We start from the raw sequence: 22231 nt of genomic DNA on the forward strand, positions 1-22231 counted from the left end.
ATCGTTATATGAATTATATTACACTCGATTTTGCATAAGAAATTCTGCCCACTTTAAATCCATTTCATCATCAATATCTACAGATCGTTCTTTTGGCATGACATAGCCGATATTCTTTGGACCTATCATCAAGTTTTCAATCATCAGCAGATCTCTTTTAATTATATATATTGCTCCATTTAACATGTAAAGGTCAGGCAACTCCTGCCTTCTAAGGTTTTCGACTTGATCTTTCAAATAAGGTTGAATTATTCCCTGATTCCATTCCCTTAAAAGATAGGGATGGGTATCGGCTAACGTAACACTTTGTAATGAATCCGCCTTTTGGGTTATAAATAAATTATAGGCCTCACGGATATCGTAATCATTTCGTAACGGAGAGGTAGGCTGAAGCAACATAATATATTGGAAATGAAGATTCAGTTTAAGCTCATAAAAATGAACTGCATGTTGTAAAACATCAATACTCGCTGCTTGGTCAGTAGCCAGCTCCTCCGGACGAAGAAAAGGAACATCAGCCCCAGCCAACTTCGCTATGCTCGCTATTTCATTGTTATCTGTGGATACAACTACTCCATCCATACATCTGCTTTTAAGAGCAGCTTCAATGGTATATTTGATTAACGGATTTCCGCCAAGAATTCTTATATTTTTTCGAAGCAATCCTTTCGATCCCCCCCGTGCAGGGATCACTGCCAGACATTTAGCTGTTTTATTCATAGCACAACTTTTGAGAAACCTAGACCACTAGCTTCAATAAGTTCTCTAATTTCTGCTGTATAAATTTGTTTGGCTGTTTTGGAAGAATATTCTTGATGCTCTGCTTTTCTAAAACCTTCATAGTGATATTCGTTCGCCAGGAATAGAGACGGAATAATAAACATTTGTTCATTCTCTAAAGCTCTTTCCGATTCTTCCAGGGTCATAAGCTCTTCATATAATTTTTCTCCAGGTCGAATACCCGTTTCAATCATCTCACCGGAATAACTTAGAGTTCCCGCTTGTTCATATGAATCAATCAGACACTTTGCCAGATCCGTAATTTTAAGGATTGGCATTTTGAGTACAAATACCTCACCGCCTTGAGAATATTTTGCAGCATCGATGACCAATTGAGCAGCTTGTGGAATGGACATCATAAACCGCGTCATTTCCGCGTGCGTAACCGTTAGAGGTCTACCCTCAACAATCTGATTCCTGAACAAAGGAATCACCGACCCTCTCGAACCCATTACATTTCCAAAACGAACACATGCAAATATGGTTCGTTTGCTACCCTTGTAGAAACTCGCAGCCGAGATCAGTTTTTCAGACAATAGTTTGGTCGCACCCATTGTACTTGTCGGGTTTACAACTTTATCTGTACTTATAGCAATGACCTTCTCAACATTGTGCTCAATAGCTGTTTCGATTATATTTTGTACACCTATAACATTCGTTTTGATGGCTTCCATCGGATTATACTCACAAGAAGGAACATGTTTTAAGGCAGCTGCATGAAAAATAAGATCAACATCTTCCATCGCATACCCAAGCCTTTGTTTATCCCTAATATCACCAATTAAATATCTTATATTATCAAATTCTTTAAGCTCCTGTTGTAAGTCAAATTGCTTACTTTCATCTCTACTGAAAATCCGTATTGCTTTTGGACGATAGGTCAATAAACTCCGCACAATTTCGCTACCTATTGATCCAGTTCCCCCAGTAATTAATATTATTTTGTTATTAAACATACTACATAACCTCCAGTCCATTCACATGCTATTCATCATTTTCTTTTATATTGGTACTAATTTTCCTGAGCTCGTCAATCTTACAAAGTTCCATTATTAAAGATATCTATTTATTTTAGATACATTCAGACTAATTCTTATATATTAAAATGTGGTGAACATTCAATGCCATACACATGAAGCTTTTTTTATTACACCAGCAAAGTGCCCAACTTCGGCCTACAATTCATAAGCTTAAATAATCTACTTTACTATCATATATCGGTTTATAACAAGCTTCAATGAATCCTTAGAGCAAAAAAAACAACTTAGTGTATTGTGGTCAAATCTCCATTTTGTAGACATTGAAAAAGACCTTATTCGTTCGGATATCATAAAGGTAGAGACTTTCCGTTTTAAGATGCGAGAAAGAAGCTCTCCATAGAGGCGTTGCCATAACAATTCCCTCGGCTAGACATGTTGATTTGGACGCCAACCTTTGGCAGAATGCCAGGGTAAGCATGTGACGTGTACTGATCCTCGCGTGAACGATCAGTCCGGTTACGTCTTTTTTGCTTTGCAAATGCTTTGATGAAAGTACGGAGCAATAGTTCATTGTCGCTACGTTTGCCAATTTCGCAGGCCACAATTTCGTCATTTAACAGATCCTTTATGGCTGAAAGGTACACTCAGCGCTCTCCAATCCGATACTGGGTAATGTCGTTTACACATTCTAATTTAGTTTTTTCGTAAAGGTGCCTTGCTTCAACTGGTTTTCTGCTACACGCTGAGCAGGTGCACACGAACTACTGGAGCGTCGTTTACGACGAATTCGGGGGGGGGGGGGGGGGATTAAATACCGAACGTTTGCATGATCCGAAGCATCTCTTTGTGGCTCATCCAAATCCCATGGTCCTGCCAAAGGGACAACTGAAGCTGCCGATAGCCATATTTCCCTTCATCTCGCTGATACGTTTGAAGCACCTGTCTCTTCGACATTACATCGGGATCTATTCGTTTACATTTTAAATAGGCATACACCTCTCTCGGGGACACGCCAAACACGTAGCAGAGTTTCTGTATATCTCCGTAGGTAGCTGCCTTTTCCATGACCTGATTTCTTTCTTTCTTTCTTGTTTGCTTCCCCCTTTCAGGTTTACCAGGCACTTTTTTAGCAACCAATTCTCCCGTTTCAGGTTTTGCACATATCGGTCTTGATCCAAGTATTCTTTCCATCGATCTCGCTGGTCCATTAGTCCGAACTCGCCTTGTTCCCGGTATTTTCGCATCCAACGCTTCATTCGCCTGGGGCCATGAATCCACAAATGGTTATTAATTCTAGTTAAGTCCACCCCTCAACAGTATTCAAACGAGTCGTCTCTTTTTAACCTTCTCCAAATACGCTTTGAACTTTTGTCCCTTAATAACGATATAAAAATGCACCCCCTAGAATTTCATCGGTTAAACCATGAGGTTTTCCCAATGTCTATTCTAAGGGGTGCAATCCATATAAACTAAATATTTTTCTCGCTCTCCTCCTATTGGATGAGTGAGACAGAGTAGAATGGTTTAATAGATCAGCTACGCATTGAAAGATTTTATGATTTTTTTCAAAATGCAGCACACAGGTCTAGCTACTCTATGCCCCACAAGGCATGGTATACGCACTTTGTTCGGCACCATATTGATAATCCAATGAGTTTGTTCACAATACGCTAACCACGAACTCGTCGTTTGGATGCTTCACAAGGCTGTCAAGCCCTTTTAAACATACTATTTAATATTGGTCATTCGACAGTGAGTCCTTATTCAATAAAATATACTATATTATCTAAATCACTACAAAACGTATTTTTTTAGTATGCAGTCCCATCTCATCCTTCTCACATATCGGTGTCTATAACGATATGCAAGATTGTCCGCACCTCTTGCATAAATAGCTTAAAATGCGAGAATAACCCTTTTAGATATCTCACATTCCTCTATAATATGCTTTAGTATCTCTTAGTGTCTACAATAATACTGTCCACTGCGTAAGACGTCTCATATGCATTCTTTTGTACTTTAGCGTGCTTGCGTTGAATGAGCCAGTCCTTGGCTTCGATCTTCAAACTGTTCATGCGCATCAGAATGGTTTGATCATTATCCATAATCCTCTTAAGCCTTGCTTGTTGAGATATTGAAGCTTCACGCTGATCCTGCTTTAAAATAGAATCAATAATGTTCTGACGCTTGTCCACAAATAGTTCCAATTCATCTGAACTCACTTCATCAATCTGAAGCATAATATCTTGCGTTAGCTGCTCTAGCTCCTTAATCAAATCATCCATGAACGGCTCCAAGCTCAGATGAGGATACCATTTTGCTTGCCTGAACCCAGGTCTCTTTCAACTCTTTCAAATAACCCAAAGCTTCCTCAGCTGGCTCAGCAACCTTCTTCGTATTAGCATCAATAAGAAGATAATTAATATATTCATACAGAGCATTAAGATTCTCTGCAATATCAGAAGATCGATCCAATGTAACTGATAACTCACTAACAATAGTTTGTGCTTTACCGAGATTCAAACTAACCTTCTGATAATCCTTGGCACCCAATCCATCAATCGCTGTCCGTACAAAACGAATAGCCCCATCATACAACATTATCAACAACTGACCCGGTGAAGAGGTCTGAACGGACGACTGACGATATTGATCATATGGAGACTTAATCATATTTACACCCTTTCAATCTTTAAGTTAACTTAGCTGGAGAAGAAACTGGATAAGCTTGAAGACTGACTTTGATACTTACTCATAGCCGTTTCCATAGCCGTGAATTGTTTGTAGTAACGATTTTCAAGAGCACTCAAGCGTTTTTCCAAGGCTGTGATCTGAGTATTATAGCCTTTAAGCGTTTTACCCATGACGCTCTCTTCCTTGAATAGACTGTTAATATCACCGCTAAATTTAGTTGTACCGGCACGTTCTGCAACTTTGCTCATTGCTGTATCCATCTCTTTATACATCTTGCCAAAAATGGAGCTATCGGCACCAGCACCCGTACCTTGTAATAAATCAGAAACCTGCTGAGGATTATCAAGGATGGCTTTTTTAAACTTATCCTCATCCAAGTATATTTTTCCATTTTCATAATACTTACCGCCTGTTATTCCAATACTACTTAGTTCTCCCATTTTCTCGCCCATAATGTTTCTCAGCGTTGAAGCTAAGTTCGTAAGGATATCATCATTCTTAAGAAGACCACTTTTGGCTTTCTCTTCCCACAACTTAATGTCACTTTCTGACATAGCGCTACGTTGTTCTGTAGTTAACGGTTGGAAACTACGATACTTCTCTTCACTAACCTTGGTGTTTAACAAATCTAGCATTTTATTATAATCTTCTATAAATGACTTAACCGTTGTAAGAGCCTTATCAGGATCATTTTGTGTATTAATTGTAAAAGGTTTATCACCATTCAGTGTAATTGCACCATTATTCTCCGTAAATGAACTTGCAGTTGTTGAAAGCAAATTCATTTGCACTCCATTGTAAGTGATCACATTACTTGTAGGTGGGGGATCTAACTTCATACCATTGATTAGAACAATAGCATCCTTCGCCGCAACTTCAGTGATCACTGCAGTAGAGTTTTGTCCAAATAGATCCATTAGCGAATTATTCCCAGCGCCTGGTGCCTCAACTTTAAGGGTGCCTTTACTGCCCAGATCTTTAGAGGCAATGGTAAACTTTCCTGTAAGTTCATCAAAACTAGCTTTTACGTTTAAGTCTGTTTTACTATTGATTTTTGCAATAATAGAAGAGACTGTGTCCTGCCCCGTAAAAGTCATTTCTACGTCATTAATTTTGACCTTGTATTCTTTTGTATTATCGCTTGTACCTATACTTGTCGTTGGTTGTCCGAATTTTATGCCATTTGCTAATTCAGCTAGCGACTGTCTTGAACTATAACCTTGGCCCTTCCCATCGGTTTCTTGAGCTTTTGCAGTAGCAAGCTGTGCAACCGAGACTTCCATTTTAATACCATTAGCTGCCGCACCTGCTTCTGCTTTAACCGCATCTGTGTTGCCTGTTACAACTGCCTTTTGTGTATTAAGCGCTGTTGACTGTCTGTATGTCTGTTGTAGCTTGGTATTACGGAACTCATACATCTTACTATTTAATTCACGATAACTGTCACGTTGCCATTCCAGTGACGTCTTTTTTTGGTTCAATTTATCTAGCGGGGCCCTTTTGGCTGTCATCATTTCCTTGACCATAAGATCGATGTCCATACCAGAAAATCCGTTAATACGCATAAATTCACTCCTCGCTCGTTAAGTTACTTTGTACCTTTATACTTTCTCGTCGATCAGGATGCCCGCTATCTCCATCATCTTGGCTACCAAATCCAGTGTCTTCTCAGGCGGTATCTCGCGAAGCACTTCTCCCGTTTCCTTGTTTAGCACCTTGACCATGATATCATGTGTCTTCTCGTGGATGCTGATGTCCAGCGTGGTCTCCGGACCTTGTAGTGCTTTCACTGCTCGGTCAATATTACGGATCAGTAGTTCTTCTCCCATAGATAGATTTAATCCCTGCTTTTCTTTACTATAGGCTTCTTTCGCTGTCCTGATGTTTGCTGTGTCGGTTCCCGCTTGAGAAGCGCCTGCCGGGTGCTGCACCTCTATAGCAGGATTACTTGCAGATGAGGCAGCAGATAAGGAAAATTGAATGTTCACCCTTGAACGACCTCCAACTATTTCGCATTTATAGTATATATCGGCGTAGTACCAGGAATTTTTTAGGGTTTGAGGCAAAGTCAAATGAAATGAAGAGAGTCTCCTTGATGACCTACTTTGGAGCTTCCCTAATCCTTACTGAAATGTGGAGTGAAATTTTTGATAAACGAACTTGGTGAATGTCAGTTTAAACAAATAGGCGAAGAATTGGGTTATATAAAAGGCATGGATGAAGGAGCTTGGACAAACGTATGGCAATACGTGGTGGTATAGCCAACCGGACATTACTGATTGTCGCTCGTGGCATATCTTCTAGAACAAAGTATTCAGATTGTTTTAGTGAATTTGCATCATGTCAGCAAGACAAAAAACTTTAGGGCAACTTACAGAGAAAAAGCGACTATAAAGATGCCATGGTCATCTCAGTCCTCGTTCGAAATGAGAAATACTCGGAAGCCACTTTAACTGGATGACTGGTCTTTTCCAGAGTATGTCGATGTCTTTAAGGACTGGGTCGGTAAAGCTTTGCTCATGACGATGAGGGAGATCCCGCTTACGGTTGCTTTTGTTCCGGGCAGTCCTACCGCTAGTGGCTAAGAATGTAGCCTTTAAGTCACTCACAAGCATTATAAGGAGCGAAGCCAAAACCCCATCGTTTTGCATTATTCACAAGTGAACAACGAAGACAACTGAGACGCCGAAGAAATCGTAGCATAACGTTCCATACGGATAACGAACCTTTAAAGGAGCACAGAATCGGCCCCCCCTTAGATGTAGAACGAAGGAATGTAAGGACATAGACCCAGGTTGACATGGGAGGGTAACAGCCAAAGAACGAAATCTGAAGATCCTTCGTGCGATCACAACCACTATCTCACAGTTATGGAACCCGACTATCCTTAACTCTGTTCCCACCTAAACTTTCAAAGAAAATGTTGGTGCAAATCACCACCTCCACCTACACCCTCTTGAATTGCGCAAGGTAAAACACTATGAATCAGCGAGAAAACAAAAGCAAGGTAAAAATCACTCCATAGTGGAAATTATAGTTAACAAATGCGTTGACGTCATTTCCCCGTTAAATGAGAGCCAATAAAACCATCAGCACCCTTTTTTCTTACTGTGCAACAAATATTCGCTCAACGAATTAACCCTATTCCCCCAAACTTTCACCCACTTCTGCTAACAAAGACGTAATTTCATTCAGGGTATACACAGCAATGTCCAAGAAACCGAGATTAATATGCTGAGCTTTAATAACATTATCAGAAATAATGACGCGCTCAATATCATATAAATTCCAAACAGAATTAATCATTGCTGGCTGTAAGCAATGGCGCAGTAACCAATTATCCAGAACGATCTTAAAAAAGTCTTCTGTCCGATCAATCTTCTTTAGCGCTTCCTTTAATTCAGCTTTGGAGAAATTTTTATTTATTTTAAGACGTCTGACCTGTTTTTGCTGTTTTTCAAATTGTAGTTTAATATCTAAAAAATATTTATACTGCTCTCTCATAGCTTGCTTCATTTGCTGTATCTCAAGAGGATAGTTATCAATTTCCTGCAATATTTCCGGTACAGGTTTTATTCTGGAATTGCAATATTTCCGTCCCACTTCTGCTAAACTCAACTGCTGAGCATAGGCAATCTTTGCTCCACCTTCTGTTGCGTTAATCACATCTAGCTTCTTAGTAGCAATTTCTATCTCAAACCAAGTACGGAAAGTATTCCAAGTTTCTGTCGTAGGAACCGTACCTCCATAGTAACCCTCAGTTTCCAACTCATCAATTTTTGAAAACATACTGCTGGTCAGTTCTTTATCATCATAAATAGTTCCTCCTGCATGTGTTTCTCCAACCGATTCTCCATATGCCAGATCTTGTCCCAACAAGATAATGGGTGATGCTCCAATATGCTCAGCAATGCCAAAGGCCACATGAGCACAAGATAGACCAATACTGATAGAACTGTCGCCATTTAGTCCAAGAACATCTTTTAGCCAGATAAATTCGCCTACATTTCCCCGCATAGGTATTATTAGTTCTCCAGGGTGCTCTTCAAAAATCTCAGGATAAAGAACAAGCGGAGCAACTAGTGTGGAATGTACAGGATAAGTCTTACCTTCGTAAAAGTACGTATATGTTTCAATTCCTCGTTCAATAGAACATATAAAGTCGGGAATGATTCCTTCATCGCAAAGACGTTGAGCAATCGTGTCCACAGCAATAATGATTACGTTATCTTTTAAATCATGCAATTGTTCAAGATTTTTATTTAAAGACGGACCAGCAGCAACAACAACAGCTGGTACATCGCGCATTTTGTTCTTAAGTAGAGACACATCCTTAGAACGAGTGAGATGCTTAAGATTCATCATATGATGCTTCAACCCAATCAAACTATCCTCTACAGAGTTGCCATATAACATCGTTTTATAGTTTACAATCTCTTTTATTACTCTTATTATTGCTAAACTTGACTGAATGTCTTGTTCACGATAAAAGTGTGTAAAATAAAATTTTATAGTTTTCATGTAAAAGATAGCATTCATCGATAGAAATTTATCTAGAAATAATGATAAGTTGCTGATCTTATCGGCAAATAAAACGGCTCCAGTTGTTGTATGAAGAAAAGAAAGATCTTTCTGATTCAATGAGTAATTAAATAGTGAACCATTAGGTTCAATAATGACTAATAAAGACTCATTCCCCATCAATTCAATAACCTTATTAATTTCCTCAACAGATTGTATGCCAACAACAAAAATAAGCTCTCTTTTTAATGGATTGGGTCGATTTGAAGCATCGAAATCACTTTTCAAAGTAAAAACTTTATTCCCATCCAAAAATAATTCTTTTCCCTCACTATCCACTTCAACAGAAGATTGTTTTAGTTCATTTTCATCTGGCGCCCCAATCCAATGGTCGGGGTTAGCCGATAGAATTTCAATATTACGATTCAATAAATTCATTATCCTTGTCCCCTTATGCAAATTTCATCTTATATCTGCAATAAAACTATAACAAGAAAGCCCCACCAAGTGGGGCTTTCTCTTTAAATGATTAGGAATGCACTTAAAATAAACTTCTGCTAAAGTTTTAATTATCTCAGCAATTGCAGTACACCTTGAGGTGCCTGATTTGCTTGAGCCAACATTGCTTGAGCTGCTTGAGCCAGGATGTTGTTTTTCGTTTGGCTCATCATTTCTTTCGCCATGTCAACGTCACGGATACGGGACTCAGCAGCTGTCAAGTTCTCGGAAGCAGTTCCCAAGTTGTTAATTGTGTGCTCCAAACGGTTTTGAACAGCACCCAGCTTAGCGCGCTCGCTGGAAACCAAGGAAGTTGCTTTGTCCAAAACTGCAATTGCTTTGGAAGCATCTTCACGAGTGGAAATGTTCAAAGCTGCTTCAGCTTTGATATCGTTAGAACCGTTAGTAACGGCATTATCTTTCGTGAAACCAGCTTGTCCAGCGTTACCTGTGATACCCAGTGCTGATGCACGGACATCGTTAATTTGCAAGGACATGGATTGACCTGTATTTGCACCAATTTGGAACTTAGTTGAGAAGCCCACACCTTGTGCACCAGCACCAACGACTTGATCAATATTACCAATAGTTGCTGCATTGCTAAGTCCTACGCCTGCTGCAGGTGTAGTGCCTAGTTTGATATCTTTTCCTGTTTCCGAGATGAATTGGATTTTGTTATCCTTCGACAAGGAAGCAGTGATCTTGCTATCCAATCCAGCTGATTGCAGAGATGCATTGAGATCTTTAATCAGGCTATCCATAGCAGCTTTAGCTACATTTGCATCAGCATTAGTAGTGTCATAGGTTTTTGGAAGAGTTCCACTGTTAAGGTTGACCGTAACTTCACTTTCAGAACCAACTGTAAATTTCAACGTTGCCCCTACTGCAAAGTTTGCTGCTCCTGCTGTAAGTGAATTACCACCCTCAATTCCAGCACGTTCTACCGTTGATGGATCACCTGTATTAGTAGCAGCCGCAGCTACACCCAGAGCTCCTGCACCAGCAAACTCTATTTTACTTGTGGAACCTGAAGACTTAGCAGTAAATTCAAGTACATTGCCCGCTCCTACTTTGATGTCTACCAATTCAGACAATTTAACTCCACCAGAAGTCACATCATCCAAAGCTGTTTTCAAAGCTTTAGCATTGTCTGCTGCTACAGCACCTGTAGAACCAACGGCTACATCTGAAAGATCAAATGTGATGTCGTCAACAGTAATCTTTGCTCCGGTGAGAGTAATCGCACCCCCGGCATTTGCTACAGAAGCTGTAATTTTAGCGCTTGTGGCTTGTGTCAACTTACCACTGTCTCCAGAACCAATACCACCGTTAAGCAATTTTTGAGTATTGAACTCAGTAGTGTTACCGATACGGTTGATCTCGGAAGTCAGTTGGTTCATTTCGTCTTGCAGAGCTTGACGATCGGAATCAGTGTTTGTTCCGTTAGCGGATTGGTTAGCAATCTCACGTTGACGTTGCAGAATGGAGTGAGTTTCGTTCAAAGCACCCTCAGCTGTTTGGATCAAAGAGATACCATCTTGAGCGTTACGGGAAGCTTGATCCAAACCACGGATTTGGCCGCGCATTTTTTCGGAAATTGCCAGACCTGCAGCATCGTCACCTGCACGGTTGATACGAAGACCGGAAGACAATTTTTCGATGTTTTTATTAGTGTTACCTGTGTTGATGGACAATTGGCGGTGAGTGTTCAACGCTGGTACGTTATGGTTGATAATCATTAGAGTATTTCCTCCCTGAAAATAAATTAGTTCCACATCCATGTGGTAAACGCCGCGACATTAAGGTCGGCCGCCCTGCCGAAGCAGCGTCTAAATTATATATCGACGGAAGGTGAGCAACTGTTTATAGCAAATTGGAATATTTTTAATCTTTTTTATTTTCTGTTTTTCTTAAACGTTCCATAAACGCTTCAATATTGGCTGCGAGAGGTGTAGCAGACTCCCGATTCGCTTCCTGAATGGACGCGTATATCTCCTGCCGAAAAATATCTATATGCTTAGGTGCAGAAATACCAATTCGCACGGTATCCCCCTCTACAGCAAGTACGGTCACCTCAATATGATCCTGAATAACAATGGATTCACCCTTTTTTCGTGATAATACCAGCATGTTAGACTCCACCCTTCACTGAGTTTGCTTCTTCGTCTTCTGACCAGATTAGATGGCGCGTTTCATAGATCGACTGATGGAGTATAACTTGCTTGCCTAGACGCTTTTCCGGATTGAGCACAACAGGTGCAAGAAGGTTCATTGTGGAATGATTCGTCTGGGAATGAATTGTGACCAGCGAGTATACAGATACTTGCTCTACAATCTCCAATTCTTCCTTATCCACTTCGCTTAACTCAAAACTATAATCCGTAACAAACGTAAATGGACTTACCAATAAGAAAGACAAATCCTTTTCTCGAACAGATTGTAAATAACTAAAAGACGTGTCTTCCCATGGGATTAGCGCGAACTCAGTCTCCTCTTCAAATCCAGGTAACCCTTTTGGAAATTGATATATATCTCTCTCCTGAACCTCTACTTCTCCCCACATGCTTGTCTGAATATGAATAATAAACGCCTCCTTGGCGATGAATTTATACAAAAAGAGCCATAGAGGGCTGCGTCCGAGACCGTCTATAGCTCACATTATAACTTATAACTCCATATCTATGGCTGGTGGAGTGTATTGTACTGATGCGTACTGTTTCACATAAATGTCCAGCTTACCTCTCTGATACTCAATCTCTGGCTTATTCACGATAACGTTCATCTCAGAGACCGCGGGATCATAGCTGATATCTGGAGGTCTTGTGTTGATACGAATATCCACATTATCAAAAGAAGCAGGGGTTCTCGTCTCAGGAAAAGGTTGCGGCTTCCAGTCGGTACCCACAATATTAGCAATCGTATTTCCCGGTTTATGAATAGCCGCTAACTGATTACCCTGCTCCACACGCGAAGCTATGTTTTGCAGAAATTTCTGTTGGATCCCCGAATAAATACGAGCGTTCATATCAATCATGTTGCCACCAGTATATGCAGAGAATGCCCTGCTTTGATCAACATTCAGCTCAATTGGATGGCTTTGTACAGTCAGTTTTGCAGGTTTGGTATGAAGTTGAACCTCCGCCTTAGGTTGACGAATGGAGTACTGTCCAGGGTCAGCATCCATGTTTAATATAGATGGAGTAGTTCGAATCTGAACAACAGGAAGAGTGTTCATAACATAACTCCTCCTTATATTATCTCAGGAAGTCCACCAGAGATGGCGAGATGATTTTGGCACCTGCTGAAAGAGAAGCATTATAGATATTTTCTTGAATTTTAGATTGTAAGGATAGCTCTGCGTAATCCGCATCTTCCACCTTGGATTGCAGATCTGTCAGGTTAATACCGAGATCCTCCAAACGACCCATCATCAGGTCAACACGGTTAGTCTTTGCGCCGATTTCAGATCGAATCGACAACATTTTACCCATTCGACTATCGATGTTGTCCAGCTGATCAGATAGCTCTTTCTGATCACCTTCCATCAAAGCTTGCATGATCGTATTCATGATGACAAAAAGATTGTCTTCTTCCGTCTCTGTTCCAAATACTTCATTACCACTCACATTAATAGGCAATTGAACACTTTCACCTACAATGAAGTTAATTTTTCCTTTATCAGTAACAACAGAAGCAGCATTCGTTGTATCCAAAGTACCATCTGGATTTGCAGGGAAATCATATGGCTTCACATCATAGGTCTCACCATTGAATACATATTTGCCGTTAAGCTTACTATTGGAAATATCAATTAACTGTTCATTAAGCTGTTTTACCTCTTCATTGATACTGTCCAGCGCGGACTGAGGATTCGTTCCTGTCGAAGCTTGTACCGTCAACTCACGTAGACGCTGCACGACATTCCCCGCCTGATTCATAACAGTATCGTTAAACTCAAGCCAGGAAACTGCACTATCTACGTTTTTCTGATACTGCTCATTGGATGAAAGTTCTGCCCGATAACGAAGGGAGTATGTGATCCCTACCGGATCATCCGAAGGTTTGTTAATTTTACGGCCTGTTGCCAGTTGAGTCTGAGTATTGTTCATCTGCTGTGCATTCCGGTTCAAGTTCAAGAGCAATTGTGAACTAAGCATGTTATTCGTGATTCTCATGGTTGTTAGGTCACTCCCTTCTATTATCTGCCTACCATGCCTGTAGAGTTAATCAATTTATCGAGAAGTTGATCATATGTGGTCATGAAACGTGCAGAAGCACTGTATGCATGTTGAAACTTGATCATGTTCGCCATTTCTTCATCCAGTGATACACCACTCACAGATTGACGACGGGTATCCACTTGCTCCACCAAGAACTCCGAGTTGGATGTCTGACGAGCTGCCTCCTGGGACTGCACCCCCAGTTGTCCCACAATCGCACTGAATTGCGCACCAATCGTGGCATTACGTAAACCGTCCGCTGATTTCATCGGCGTATCTTTCAGATTCGCAAGTAAAATGGCAAGTGTATTGTTACCTTTTATTACAGTTTCAGTGCCAGAAGCATCCGTTGTGCGGAGCGAAGTAGCAATCTTATTTGGATCAGCCAAAATCTCTGCGTTTAATGAGATATTGCCAGCTGTAATAGCTGTCCCGCCATCCGCTGCTGTAAAGAACGGTAATCCTCCCGTATTTGTCCCATCCATGCTGTATCCAAGCTGATGTAGTCCGTTCAGACCTTTGACCGTAACCTTGAGATCTGTAGCTAGTGTCCGTGCTGCACCCGTGTATGTAACACCATCCAGGATAGTATTATCCGGCAAGACAGAACCCGCAGGAAGAGTAATATCAATATCACCGTTGGCAAGCGTATTAGCTAAGTCATCCATTTGTTTCTGGTAATCACTTACCAACGTGTCTCTGGACTTAATCATGCCGTGGACTTCACCATTAGTGAGCGTGCCTGCTGTATACGCGGCATTCAGAAAAGCAGGATCTACTGCAACCTGCACTGCTCCGCCTGTAACAAGTGCTTGTCCATTCATTTGAATCTGATATCCTTGTGGAGAATCCGTAACAGTAACATTCATGATTTTAGACAGCTTGTCCGTCATCAGATCACGTTGGTCACGTAAATCGTTGGCATTGTCGCCAAGAGACTCTACTTTCACAATAGCACTGTTAAGGTTCGCAATGTTACCCAGGTAACCTTGGATCTCATTACCTTTGACCGCGATGTTGCTATCCAAATCCTGACTAAGCGAACCCAGTTGGCGGCTAATCTGGTTCATCGCATCTGTCAGCGCCAGAGTCGTTTCTTTCACGATCCGACGTGCTGTAACATCCTCAGGATTCTTACTCAGATCTGACCATGATTTGTAGAAGTTATCCATAACGGTCCGAAATCCGGTGTTTGATGGTTCATTCACAATAGCTTCAAGTTTCTCAAGCGTGTCTCGTTGAATGGACCAACTCCCGAAGTTGGTATTTTCATTGCGATACTGGTCATCCAGAAATTTCTCACGCACACGTGTAATGGAGTCAAATTCTACCCCTGTACCGAGCTGTCCTGGTGTTGTACTATGCAGAAATGCAAATGGCTCCATTGGAATGGAGGCCTGCATGTTTACCTTTTGGCGTGAGTACCCTTCCGTGTTGGCATTGGCTACGTTATGACCTGTTGTGCTAAGAGCCGTCGTCTGTGTGAACAAACTGCGTTTAGCCGTTTCGATTGAATGAAATGTAGATGTCACCTGGTTTCCCCCTAATTAATCAGGCACGCGTGTCAAACAGACCGATTCGCCCTGGATTACCGTTCTTATCAGCAGGATGCTGATATGTGGCATCCTGTTCTGGTCGAGAAGCAAAGATGTCCATAGATAAGTCAATAAACATCAGCGATTGCTCGATCAACTTTTGATTCAGTTGATTGATTTCCTTTAATTCATGCAGTGTTTCCGCCAGCTTTTTCTGGACTTCAAGCAATCGCAGTTTGTCAGCCGGATCAAAAATCAGTTTGGAGATCTCCGTAATGTTCAGGTTCAGCATGGACTTGATCCCACGCTCCTGAAGCAATTCGTGAACTGCGCTCTGCCTTTCAATCTCCAATGGCTCCTGTTGTTTCATGAAACGGGATTCTTTGTTCAGAATGGCAATGAGTTCATCCACATCGTTTTTGACAATGACCTGTCTCTTGACCTCACTGAGTGCCAGCATATCGCGGTGACTTTGTTCCATTTGCTGCAAAACTGCAATCAATCTGTCCAGTGCTGCCATTACGTGATCACCTATTCCTTATCAAAAGACTTAAAATACGGCAGCAGCTTGTCAGCAAGCTTGCTACTATCTACCTGATACGTTCCCGAACTCACCTGTTCTTTCAGTTCCTGTATCCGTTGTATGCGTCCTGCATCCTGTGTACGACTTTGTTCCTCAAGCATCTTCATCGCCTCCGGAGAAATGGATACTTCGTCCTTACGGCGGCTCTTCTTGGCATCAGCCTGCTGATTGGATTCAACGTTCCTTTGATATGAATTGATTGCTCCAATTCTACTCGGTTCATTGATTTTCATTCAAAATACACTTCCTTCCATGATTAGGAGTTTATGTTGATATACGTTTTTCTTACTTTATCTTTATGTTATCGAAATGATTAGGATAATAAAAAAAACCGATAATCTTTAATAAGTTTATCGGTACGTTTCAAAACATTTGTTATAGCAAGATCTGTATTTAAGACCTCGTTCCTATGAATCGCGTAGTTTGTCGACAGCATTGTAGGTTCGTCCGCCTATATTGCCGTTATCCTTCTGACCTACATCACGAGCTGCACTAGCTAAGTCTTTCGTCAAGCGATGACGACAAGAGTCACACATATGACCTTCACGAATCAATGTTCCGCATACTTCACAAGGATACATCATATTCGGGGCATTTTCGATGGAAATCCGTCCCTCACGGATGAACTTGGTAATGGTTTTGATCGAAACTTCTGTTGCATCAGATAGTTCCTGTATATTGGTGCCTTTGTTTTCGCGCAAATAATCTACACAGATCTGATATTCCTGTTCCATTTCTTTAATACAATTCGAGCATACATCTCGAAAATTCAACGCATATAATTTACCACAGCGAGGACAATTGCCTAGATTCATCGCTAAAACGCCCCTCTCAAACTTCCATTTCCGAATAGATAATAACTATAGATTACCTTATTTTCTCTGATGAAGCCATAGTCTATTTGCAAAACAAAAGAAGGGAGCAGGATGCACATATACGCAACCCTGCTCCCAAATTTTATATCCCTAATTCAATGTTCTAATACTTAATACAGGAGACCATGCACTTGTGTTCTGATCGTTGAATGCCCGAATGCCATATTTATGCAAACTGGACGGTAACAGGTCAGAATGAATAAACGTTGTGTCATTGACAGTCGCCACAATTTGCCCATCTGCTTCAATTTCGTAAGACGAAGCACCCATAGCCGCCTCCCATGTCAGAATAACGTTTGTTTTGTCCGAAGTTCCCTTCAGCACAGATGTAGTTAATTGAGTCATTCCCGTTATGATCTCACTCCAAGCTCCCGCACCAGAAGCATTTTTGGCACGAATCCGGAAAGTATGCTCCGTATTTGGTGCAAGTCCGCTCTTCGTATAAGCTACTCCACTCACGGCAACCACCGTACCATCAATCTCCAGATCATACCCGGTAGCTCCAGTTACAGCACTCCATCTCAGCGCAATAGCCGCTGTGGTTGCAGAGTTAATACTTAAACCGGAGACACTGGCAGGTAACGTAGTTTGCGACAATATTGCTGTCCATGCACTCACATTGGTGTCGGTCAGGGCACGAATACGATATTTATGAATGGTTCCACCAAGTACTCCATTATGGACATACAAGAGATCACTTACAGTAGCAACCACTATGCCATCTGCCTCAATCTCATATTTTGTTGCACCAACAACTTCATTCCATGTCAGCGTAACTGCGGTTTCTTCAGGTACAGCTTTCAGCGTTGTTGGTACATTTAATTGGGTCGAGGCGGTTACAATCTCACTCCAGCTACCAATGCCAGCAGCATTTTTGGCACGAATGCGGAAGGTATGCTCTGTATTGGCTAGAAGTGCTGTTTTGGTATAAGCCAAAGCGGTTACTGCGACTATTTTACCGTCAATTTCCAGATCATATCCTGTTGCTCCCGTAACTGCATTCCACTTCATAGCAATGGCTACTGTTGTTGCAGAATTCATACTCAATCCGGTCACACTGCCTGGTATAGTGCTTTGAGTCAAGACCGTAGACCAAGCGCTGCTGTTCTTATCCGTTAATGCACGCACACGATAGGTGTGCGATGTTCCTGCAAGCAAATCACTATGAACATATGAGGGATCGGTTACTGTAGAAACAATTGCTCCATCTGCCTCAATTTCATAACTGGTTGCATCTTTGATATCAAGCCAATTCAAAGTAATAGCTGTTTCCTCTGATGTTGCTTTCAGAGCAGGTGTGTTTAACTGGGTTGTAACATCTGTTACATCTCCCCAAGCCCCAGCCCCAGCAGTATTCTTGGAACGAATACGGAATGTATGATCCGTATTGGCGATAAGTCCCGTTTTGGTGTAAACCACTCCACTAACAGGTACCACCGTGCCATCAATTTCAAGGTCATATCCCGTCGCTCCTGAGACTGCGTTCCACTTCAGAGCAACAGCTGTGTTCGTTACACTTGTTACCGTTAGCCCGGTCACAGAACCAGGCAACGTATTTTGTGTCAAGACCGCAGTCCAAGCTCCAACATTGGTTTCGGTCAGAGCGCGTACGCGGTATTTATGTGCTGTTCCAGCTATCAGATTATTGTGAGTATAAGTAGGCACCTTAACAGTACCCACTAAGACTCCATCCGCTTCAATCTCATATTTGGTTGCATCTTTAACTTCAGGCCATGTCAAGGTGACCGCTTGTTCCTCAGAAGAAGCCTTTAGCACAGGTGTGTTAAGTAAAGTTGTGCCATCTACAATCTCACTCCATATACTTGCACCTGCTGTATTTTTAGAACGAATACGGAACGTGTGATCCGTATTTGTCACAAGCCCACTCTTCGTATAAGCTACTCCCGTTACTGGTACAACTGTACCATCGATCTCAAGATCATATCCTGTTGCTCCCGTTACTGCCGTCCATTTCAATGCAATGGCTACGTTCGTAGCCGAGCTAATACTTAAACCAGTAACTGAAGCAGGTATCGTACTTTGCGTCACCACTGCAGTCCAGGCACCTGTATTAGAGTCCGTCAGTGCACGTACACGATATTTATGCGCCGTTCCTGGAAGCAAACTAGTGTGCACATATTTCGGTTCGCTAATTGTACCAGTAACGACTCCATCTGCTTCAATCTCATACTTGGTTGCATCTGTTACATCTGCCCATGTCAATGTAATCGCAGTGTCTTCCGAGGAAGCTTTTAGAACAGGGGTATTTAATAATGTTGTACCACTTACCTCATCACTCCATGCTCCGGCACCTGCCGCATTTTTGGAGCGAACGCGAAACGTATGATCCGTATTAGCCGCAAGTCCGGTCTTGTTGTAGCTTAATCCAGTAGCAGCTACAACTGTGCCATCAATTTCAAGTTCATAACCTGTTGCTCCGGTTACAGCATTCCATTTCAAAGCCATTGTTGTGTTCGTTACAGAGGTAATGCCCAATCCAGTAACTGAACCTGGTAGTGTATTTTGATTTAAGACAGCAGTCCAAGCCCCGTTGTTTGTATCTGCCAGTGCTCGTACACGATACTTATGCACTGTTCCTGGCTGAAGACTTGAATGCACATATTTCGGCTCATTAACTGTTGCAACAATTGAGCCATCTGCTTCAATCTCATACTTGATCGCATCTGATACATCTGCCCATGTTACTGTAATAGCAGTCTCTTCCGAGGAAGCTTTTAAAACAGGGGTATTCAACAATGTCGTACCGTCAATGATATCACTCCATACTCCGGCACCTGCCGTATTTTTGGAGCGAACCCGGAACGTATGATTCGTATTGGCTGCAAGACCTGTCTTGTTGTATGTTAATCCACTTACAGCTACTACCGTGCCATCAATCTCCAAGTCGTAACCCGTTGCTCCAATTACGGCATTCCACTTAAGCGCGATAGCGACATTGGTTGCAGAGGTTACACTCAATCCTGTGACTGAACCCGGTAAAGTATTCTGAGTGAGAAGTGCAGTCCAAGGGCTAACGTTCATCTCCGTCAGGGCTCGTACACGATACTTATGCGTTGTTCCTGGAGTCAAACTCTCGTGCGTATAGACTGGCGCCGTAACCGTAGCTACAACAATACCATCTGCCTCCACTTCATATTTGGTTGCATCAGTAACATCTGCCCAAGTTACTGTAATTGCATCTTCTTGGGAAGATGCTTTCAGAACAGGCGTATTGAGTTGAGTCATGCCACTTACTACGTCACTCCACACACCCACACCTGCAGTATTCTTGGAACGGATACGGAACGTATGGTCCGTATTCGCTGTAAGACCACTCTTCGTATATGTTAAACCAGTAACTGGAACTACCACTCCATCAATCTCCAAGTCATATCCAGAGCTACCGGTCACTGCACTCCATTTCAAGGCAATTGTGGTGTTTGTTGTGGATGTTAAACTGAGACCTGATACTATTGCAGGCAATGTACTCTGCGTCAGGATTGCTGTCCATGCACTTGTATTGGTATCCGTCAACGCACGAATGCGATACTTATGGGCTGTTCCTGGCAGCAATGCTGTATGGCTATAACTAGGTTCTTCTACTGTTGACACTACTGCTCCATCAGCCTCAATTTCATATTTCGTTGCGTCCGCTACATCATCCCATGTCAGATTGATTGCATTTTCTTCTGATGTTGCTTTCAAGATAGGTGTGTTCAACTGCGTTATTCCGCTGATCAGATCACTCCATGCCCCTGCACCAGCGGCATTCTTTGAGCGAATACGGAAGGTATGATCTGTATTTGCTGCGAGACCATTCTTCGTGTAGGTTACTCCTGTTACAGGGACAACTGTTCCATCGATCTCGAGATCATAACCTGTGGCTCCGGTTACTGCTGTCCATTTCACAGTTACAGCTGCATTGGTCGCTGCACTGACCACCAATCCATTAACGGAATCAGGCAACGTATTCTGTGATTTTACTGCCGACCATGCGCTAACGTTATTGTCACTTATAGCTCGTACACGATACTTATGGGCCGTTCCAGATTTGAGCCCTGTGTGCGTATAGATTGAATCTGATATATCTCCAACGACAACGCCATCTGCCTCAACTTCATATGACGTTGCACCATCAACTGGTGACCAGATGAGAACAACTTCTTCTTGTGAAGGGTTGGACTGAATAACGGGTGTACTCATCTGGGTGATTCCTGTAGTTACATCACTCCAGCTTCCTGCACCACCAGCATTTTTAGGTCTGATTCTAAAAGTGTACTCTGTATTAGCTACAAGGCCAGTTTTACTATAAGTGGTGCCTGTTACAGCAACATTAGTGCCATCAATCTCCAAATCATATCCTGTAGCACCCTTTACCGCAGTCCAAGCTACCGTTAATTTATTGAATGTGGCATCAGTAACCGTCAGCCCGTTGGTACGATCAGGTACTGTTAACTGACTCACCATTTTACTCCACGCACTCTCATTGTTAGCCGAGAAGGCTTTTAGCACATAGGTATGCGTTGAATTAGCTTCAAGCCCTTCATGTACATAGGAAGTTACGTTTCCTAATTCAAATGGTGTACCACCATCAATCTGCAACTGGTAGCGATCTGCAGACTCAACCGCCATCCACTGAATCGTATTCTTGCCTTCCTCTGGCGTTACGGCCAAAACAGGTTTCTCAAGCAAGGTTGTTATTGCAACCGGCTCACTCCACTCACTAGCTCCTAGTCTGTTAATTCCACGTACTCTATAGGTGTATGTAGTATTGGGTGTAAGTGAAGAACGTGTATAATTGATTCCGTAAAAAGGCCCTTTGACTACGCCATTCTCTTCAATCTCATATTGAACAGCTTGTGGAGCAGCAGACCAATTGAGATTAATAGCTACATCACTGGCATCAGCCGCCAAATTAGCTGGAACAGCAGGATTTGTAGTAATAGGCTGTGTTGTCCCCGGCTCTTTTACAAAACTGAATGATTCTGCTTTCCGTATGTAATACGGATTCAGGTTAGATACAAAATCTACTACCGCTCCTGTATCGGCATTAATCACAAGACTTAACTGTGTAGCCTCATAGCTTTGCACATATCTTGGCGTAGTCATTCCAAATTCATCAACGGTGGAATTATTCCATACTCCAACACTGGTTCCGGATTGTCTGTATTCCATAGTCGTGTAATACTCCCATACCTCAGCAAAGTCGATGATAAAGGCATTGGTAACTTTACCGGCATAAGTAGATGTATAGGAGCCAAATGAAATCTTGGTTATGTCCTCAACTGCTCCATTAATCGATTGGCTTCTCCTAAAAGAATATCCTGATGTTGAAATCTCATATGATCTCACCCAACCCAGCTTAACTGATTTTTGATTCACCTGTAATTGGCCGTTGTTGTTGGTCAACACATATTGGTAATCATTACTTGATGAGACTATCCCACTTCCTACGGCTGCATGTGCCCGGTTCCCCCCGTACACGCCAAACTGTCCGAATACCAGCATGAATACTAGTAGACGGACAGTCCATAAGTAAAATCCA

At 41.9% G+C, this 22231-nt stretch carries 19 protein-coding genes; all 19 read right to left on the reverse strand.

Translation table 11 applies throughout. The features are described 5' to 3' along the window. Window positions 1–18: 18 nt before the first annotated feature. The 19 genes from MKY95_RS29975 to MKY95_RS30065 all read right to left on the reverse strand — a co-directional run bounded on the left by MKY95_RS29975 (window position 19) and on the right by MKY95_RS30065 (window position 22194). Window positions 19–720, reverse strand: a complete 702-nt coding sequence (locus tag MKY95_RS29975; protein ID WP_192135044.1) for an acylneuraminate cytidylyltransferase family protein — start codon at window positions 718–720, stop codon at window positions 19–21. Further along, window positions 717–1736 (reverse strand): UDP-N-acetylglucosamine 4,6-dehydratase family protein, encoded by a 1020-nt coding sequence (locus MKY95_RS29980; protein WP_192135042.1) that lies wholly within the window; start codon window positions 1734–1736, stop codon window positions 717–719. Before MKY95_RS29980 ends, MKY95_RS29975 begins: the two co-directional genes overlap by 4 nt. A 395-nt stretch (window positions 1737–2131) precedes the next feature. Continuing rightward, window positions 2132–2404 carry a hypothetical protein gene (locus MKY95_RS29985; protein WP_338707155.1) on the reverse strand — a complete coding sequence of 91 codons (273 nt, stop codon included), beginning with the start codon at window positions 2402–2404 and terminating at the stop codon, window positions 2132–2134. Window positions 2405–2567: 163 nt separating this feature from the next. Further along, complete coding sequence (locus MKY95_RS29990) at window positions 2568–3038, reverse strand: hypothetical protein (protein WP_339195791.1); 471 nt, start codon at window positions 3036–3038, stop codon at window positions 2568–2570. Window positions 3039–3709: 671 nt separating this feature from the next. Then, window positions 3710–4045 (reverse strand): hypothetical protein, encoded by a 336-nt coding sequence (locus MKY95_RS29995; protein ID WP_338707157.1) that lies wholly within the window; start codon window positions 4043–4045, stop codon window positions 3710–3712. Then, window positions 4038–4433, reverse strand: coding sequence for a flagellar export chaperone FliS (fliS, locus tag MKY95_RS30000; protein ID WP_338707158.1), 396 nt, complete (start codon window positions 4431–4433; stop codon window positions 4038–4040). Before fliS ends, MKY95_RS29995 begins: the two co-directional genes overlap by 8 nt. 29 nt (window positions 4434–4462) lie before the next feature. Next, window positions 4463–6019, reverse strand: coding sequence for a flagellar filament capping protein FliD (gene fliD, locus MKY95_RS30005; RefSeq protein ID WP_338707159.1), 1557 nt, complete (start codon window positions 6017–6019; stop codon window positions 4463–4465). A gap of 36 nt (window positions 6020–6055) precedes the next feature. Then, window positions 6056–6442, reverse strand: coding sequence for a flagellar protein FlaG (locus MKY95_RS30010; protein WP_338707160.1), 387 nt, complete (start codon window positions 6440–6442; stop codon window positions 6056–6058). Between the two features lie 1153 nt (window positions 6443–7595). Further along, window positions 7596–9413 (reverse strand): 6-hydroxymethylpterin diphosphokinase MptE-like protein, encoded by a 1818-nt coding sequence (locus MKY95_RS30015; protein WP_338707161.1) that lies wholly within the window; start codon window positions 9411–9413, stop codon window positions 7596–7598. Window positions 9414–9544: 131 nt separating this feature from the next. Continuing rightward, a complete protein-coding gene (locus MKY95_RS30020; protein ID WP_338707162.1) occupies window positions 9545–11212 on the reverse strand; it encodes a flagellin in 1668 nt (555 codons plus the stop codon). 145 nt (window positions 11213–11357) lie between these two features. Then, window positions 11358–11603, reverse strand: a complete 246-nt coding sequence (gene csrA / locus MKY95_RS30025) for a carbon storage regulator CsrA (protein ID WP_074096614.1) — start codon at window positions 11601–11603, stop codon at window positions 11358–11360. Between the two features lies 1 nt (window position 11604). Further along, window positions 11605–12087 carry a flagellar assembly protein FliW gene (gene fliW / locus MKY95_RS30030; RefSeq protein WP_338707163.1) on the reverse strand — a complete coding sequence of 161 codons (483 nt, stop codon included), beginning with the start codon at window positions 12085–12087 and terminating at the stop codon, window positions 11605–11607. Between the two features lie 51 nt (window positions 12088–12138). Beyond that, window positions 12139–12708 carry a DUF6470 family protein gene (locus tag MKY95_RS30035; protein WP_076254060.1) on the reverse strand — a complete coding sequence of 190 codons (570 nt, stop codon included), beginning with the start codon at window positions 12706–12708 and terminating at the stop codon, window positions 12139–12141. Window positions 12709–12727: 19 nt separating this feature from the next. Then, a complete protein-coding gene (flgL, locus tag MKY95_RS30040) occupies window positions 12728–13648 on the reverse strand; it encodes a flagellar hook-associated protein FlgL (protein ID WP_338707164.1) in 921 nt (306 codons plus the stop codon). 23 nt (window positions 13649–13671) lie between these two features. Then, entirely contained in the window at window positions 13672–15225 is a 1554-nt protein-coding gene (gene flgK / locus MKY95_RS30045) for a flagellar hook-associated protein FlgK (RefSeq protein WP_338707165.1), read from the reverse strand. A gap of 19 nt (window positions 15226–15244) precedes the next feature. After that, window positions 15245–15748: a flagellar protein FlgN gene (locus MKY95_RS30050; RefSeq protein WP_338707166.1), complete on the reverse strand. Its 504-nt coding sequence runs from the start codon at window positions 15746–15748 to the stop codon at window positions 15245–15247. Window positions 15749–15759: 11 nt separating this feature from the next. Further along, the gene (gene flgM / locus MKY95_RS30055) at window positions 15760–16044 is read right to left on the reverse strand and encodes a flagellar biosynthesis anti-sigma factor FlgM (RefSeq protein ID WP_047840678.1); all 285 of its coding nucleotides are present in this window, start codon (window positions 16042–16044) and stop codon (window positions 15760–15762) included. 174 nt (window positions 16045–16218) lie between these two features. Then, a complete protein-coding gene (locus MKY95_RS30060; RefSeq protein WP_076328744.1) occupies window positions 16219–16626 on the reverse strand; it encodes a TIGR03826 family flagellar region protein in 408 nt (135 codons plus the stop codon). A gap of 150 nt (window positions 16627–16776) precedes the next feature. Beyond that, window positions 16777–22194, reverse strand: a complete 5418-nt coding sequence (locus MKY95_RS30065; protein ID WP_338707167.1) for a fibronectin type III domain-containing protein — start codon at window positions 22192–22194, stop codon at window positions 16777–16779. Window positions 22195–22231 lie beyond the last annotated feature (37 nt).

Origin of the sequence: Paenibacillus sp. FSL P4-0176 (assembly GCF_037975265.1) — a bacterium.
Lineage (GTDB): Bacteria > Bacillota > Bacilli > Paenibacillales > Paenibacillaceae > Paenibacillus > Paenibacillus amylolyticus.

What these genes read in the sequence shown, in the direction of transcription:
- MKY95_RS29975 (WP_192135044.1), bottom strand. Translation starts at nt 720, where the DNA reads ATGAATAAAACAGCTAAATGTCTGGCAGTGATCCCTGCACGGGGGGGA.
- MKY95_RS29980 (WP_192135042.1), bottom strand. Translation starts at nt 1,736, where the DNA reads ATGTTTAATAACAAAATAATATTAATTACTGGGGGAACTGGATCAATA.
- MKY95_RS29995 (WP_338707157.1), bottom strand. Translation starts at nt 4,045, where the DNA reads ATGGATGATTTGATTAAGGAGCTAGAGCAGCTAACGCAAGATATTATG.
- fliS (WP_338707158.1), bottom strand. Translation starts at nt 4,433, where the DNA reads ATGATTAAGTCTCCATATGATCAATATCGTCAGTCGTCCGTTCAGACC.
- fliD (WP_338707159.1), bottom strand. Translation starts at nt 6,019, where the DNA reads ATGCGTATTAACGGATTTTCTGGTATGGACATCGATCTTATGGTCAAG.
- MKY95_RS30015 (WP_338707161.1), bottom strand. Translation starts at nt 9,413, where the DNA reads ATGAATTTATTGAATCGTAATATTGAAATTCTATCGGCTAACCCCGAC.
- MKY95_RS30020 (WP_338707162.1), bottom strand. Translation starts at nt 11,212, where the DNA reads ATGATTATCAACCATAACGTACCAGCGTTGAACACTCACCGCCAATTG.
- csrA (WP_074096614.1), bottom strand. Translation starts at nt 11,603, where the DNA reads ATGCTGGTATTATCACGAAAAAAGGGTGAATCCATTGTTATTCAGGAT.
- MKY95_RS30035 (WP_076254060.1), bottom strand. Translation starts at nt 12,708, where the DNA reads ATGAACACTCTTCCTGTTGTTCAGATTCGAACTACTCCATCTATATTA.
- flgL (WP_338707164.1), bottom strand. Translation starts at nt 13,648, where the DNA reads ATGAGAATCACGAATAACATGCTTAGTTCACAATTGCTCTTGAACTTG.
- MKY95_RS30050 (WP_338707166.1), bottom strand. Translation starts at nt 15,748, where the DNA reads ATGGCAGCACTGGACAGATTGATTGCAGTTTTGCAGCAAATGGAACAA.
- flgM (WP_047840678.1), bottom strand. Translation starts at nt 16,044, where the DNA reads ATGAAAATCAATGAACCGAGTAGAATTGGAGCAATCAATTCATATCAA.
- MKY95_RS30060 (WP_076328744.1), bottom strand. Translation starts at nt 16,626, where the DNA reads ATGAATCTAGGCAATTGTCCTCGCTGTGGTAAATTATATGCGTTGAAT.
- MKY95_RS30065 (WP_338707167.1), bottom strand. Translation starts at nt 22,194, where the DNA reads ATGCTGGTATTCGGACAGTTTGGCGTGTACGGGGGGAACCGGGCACAT.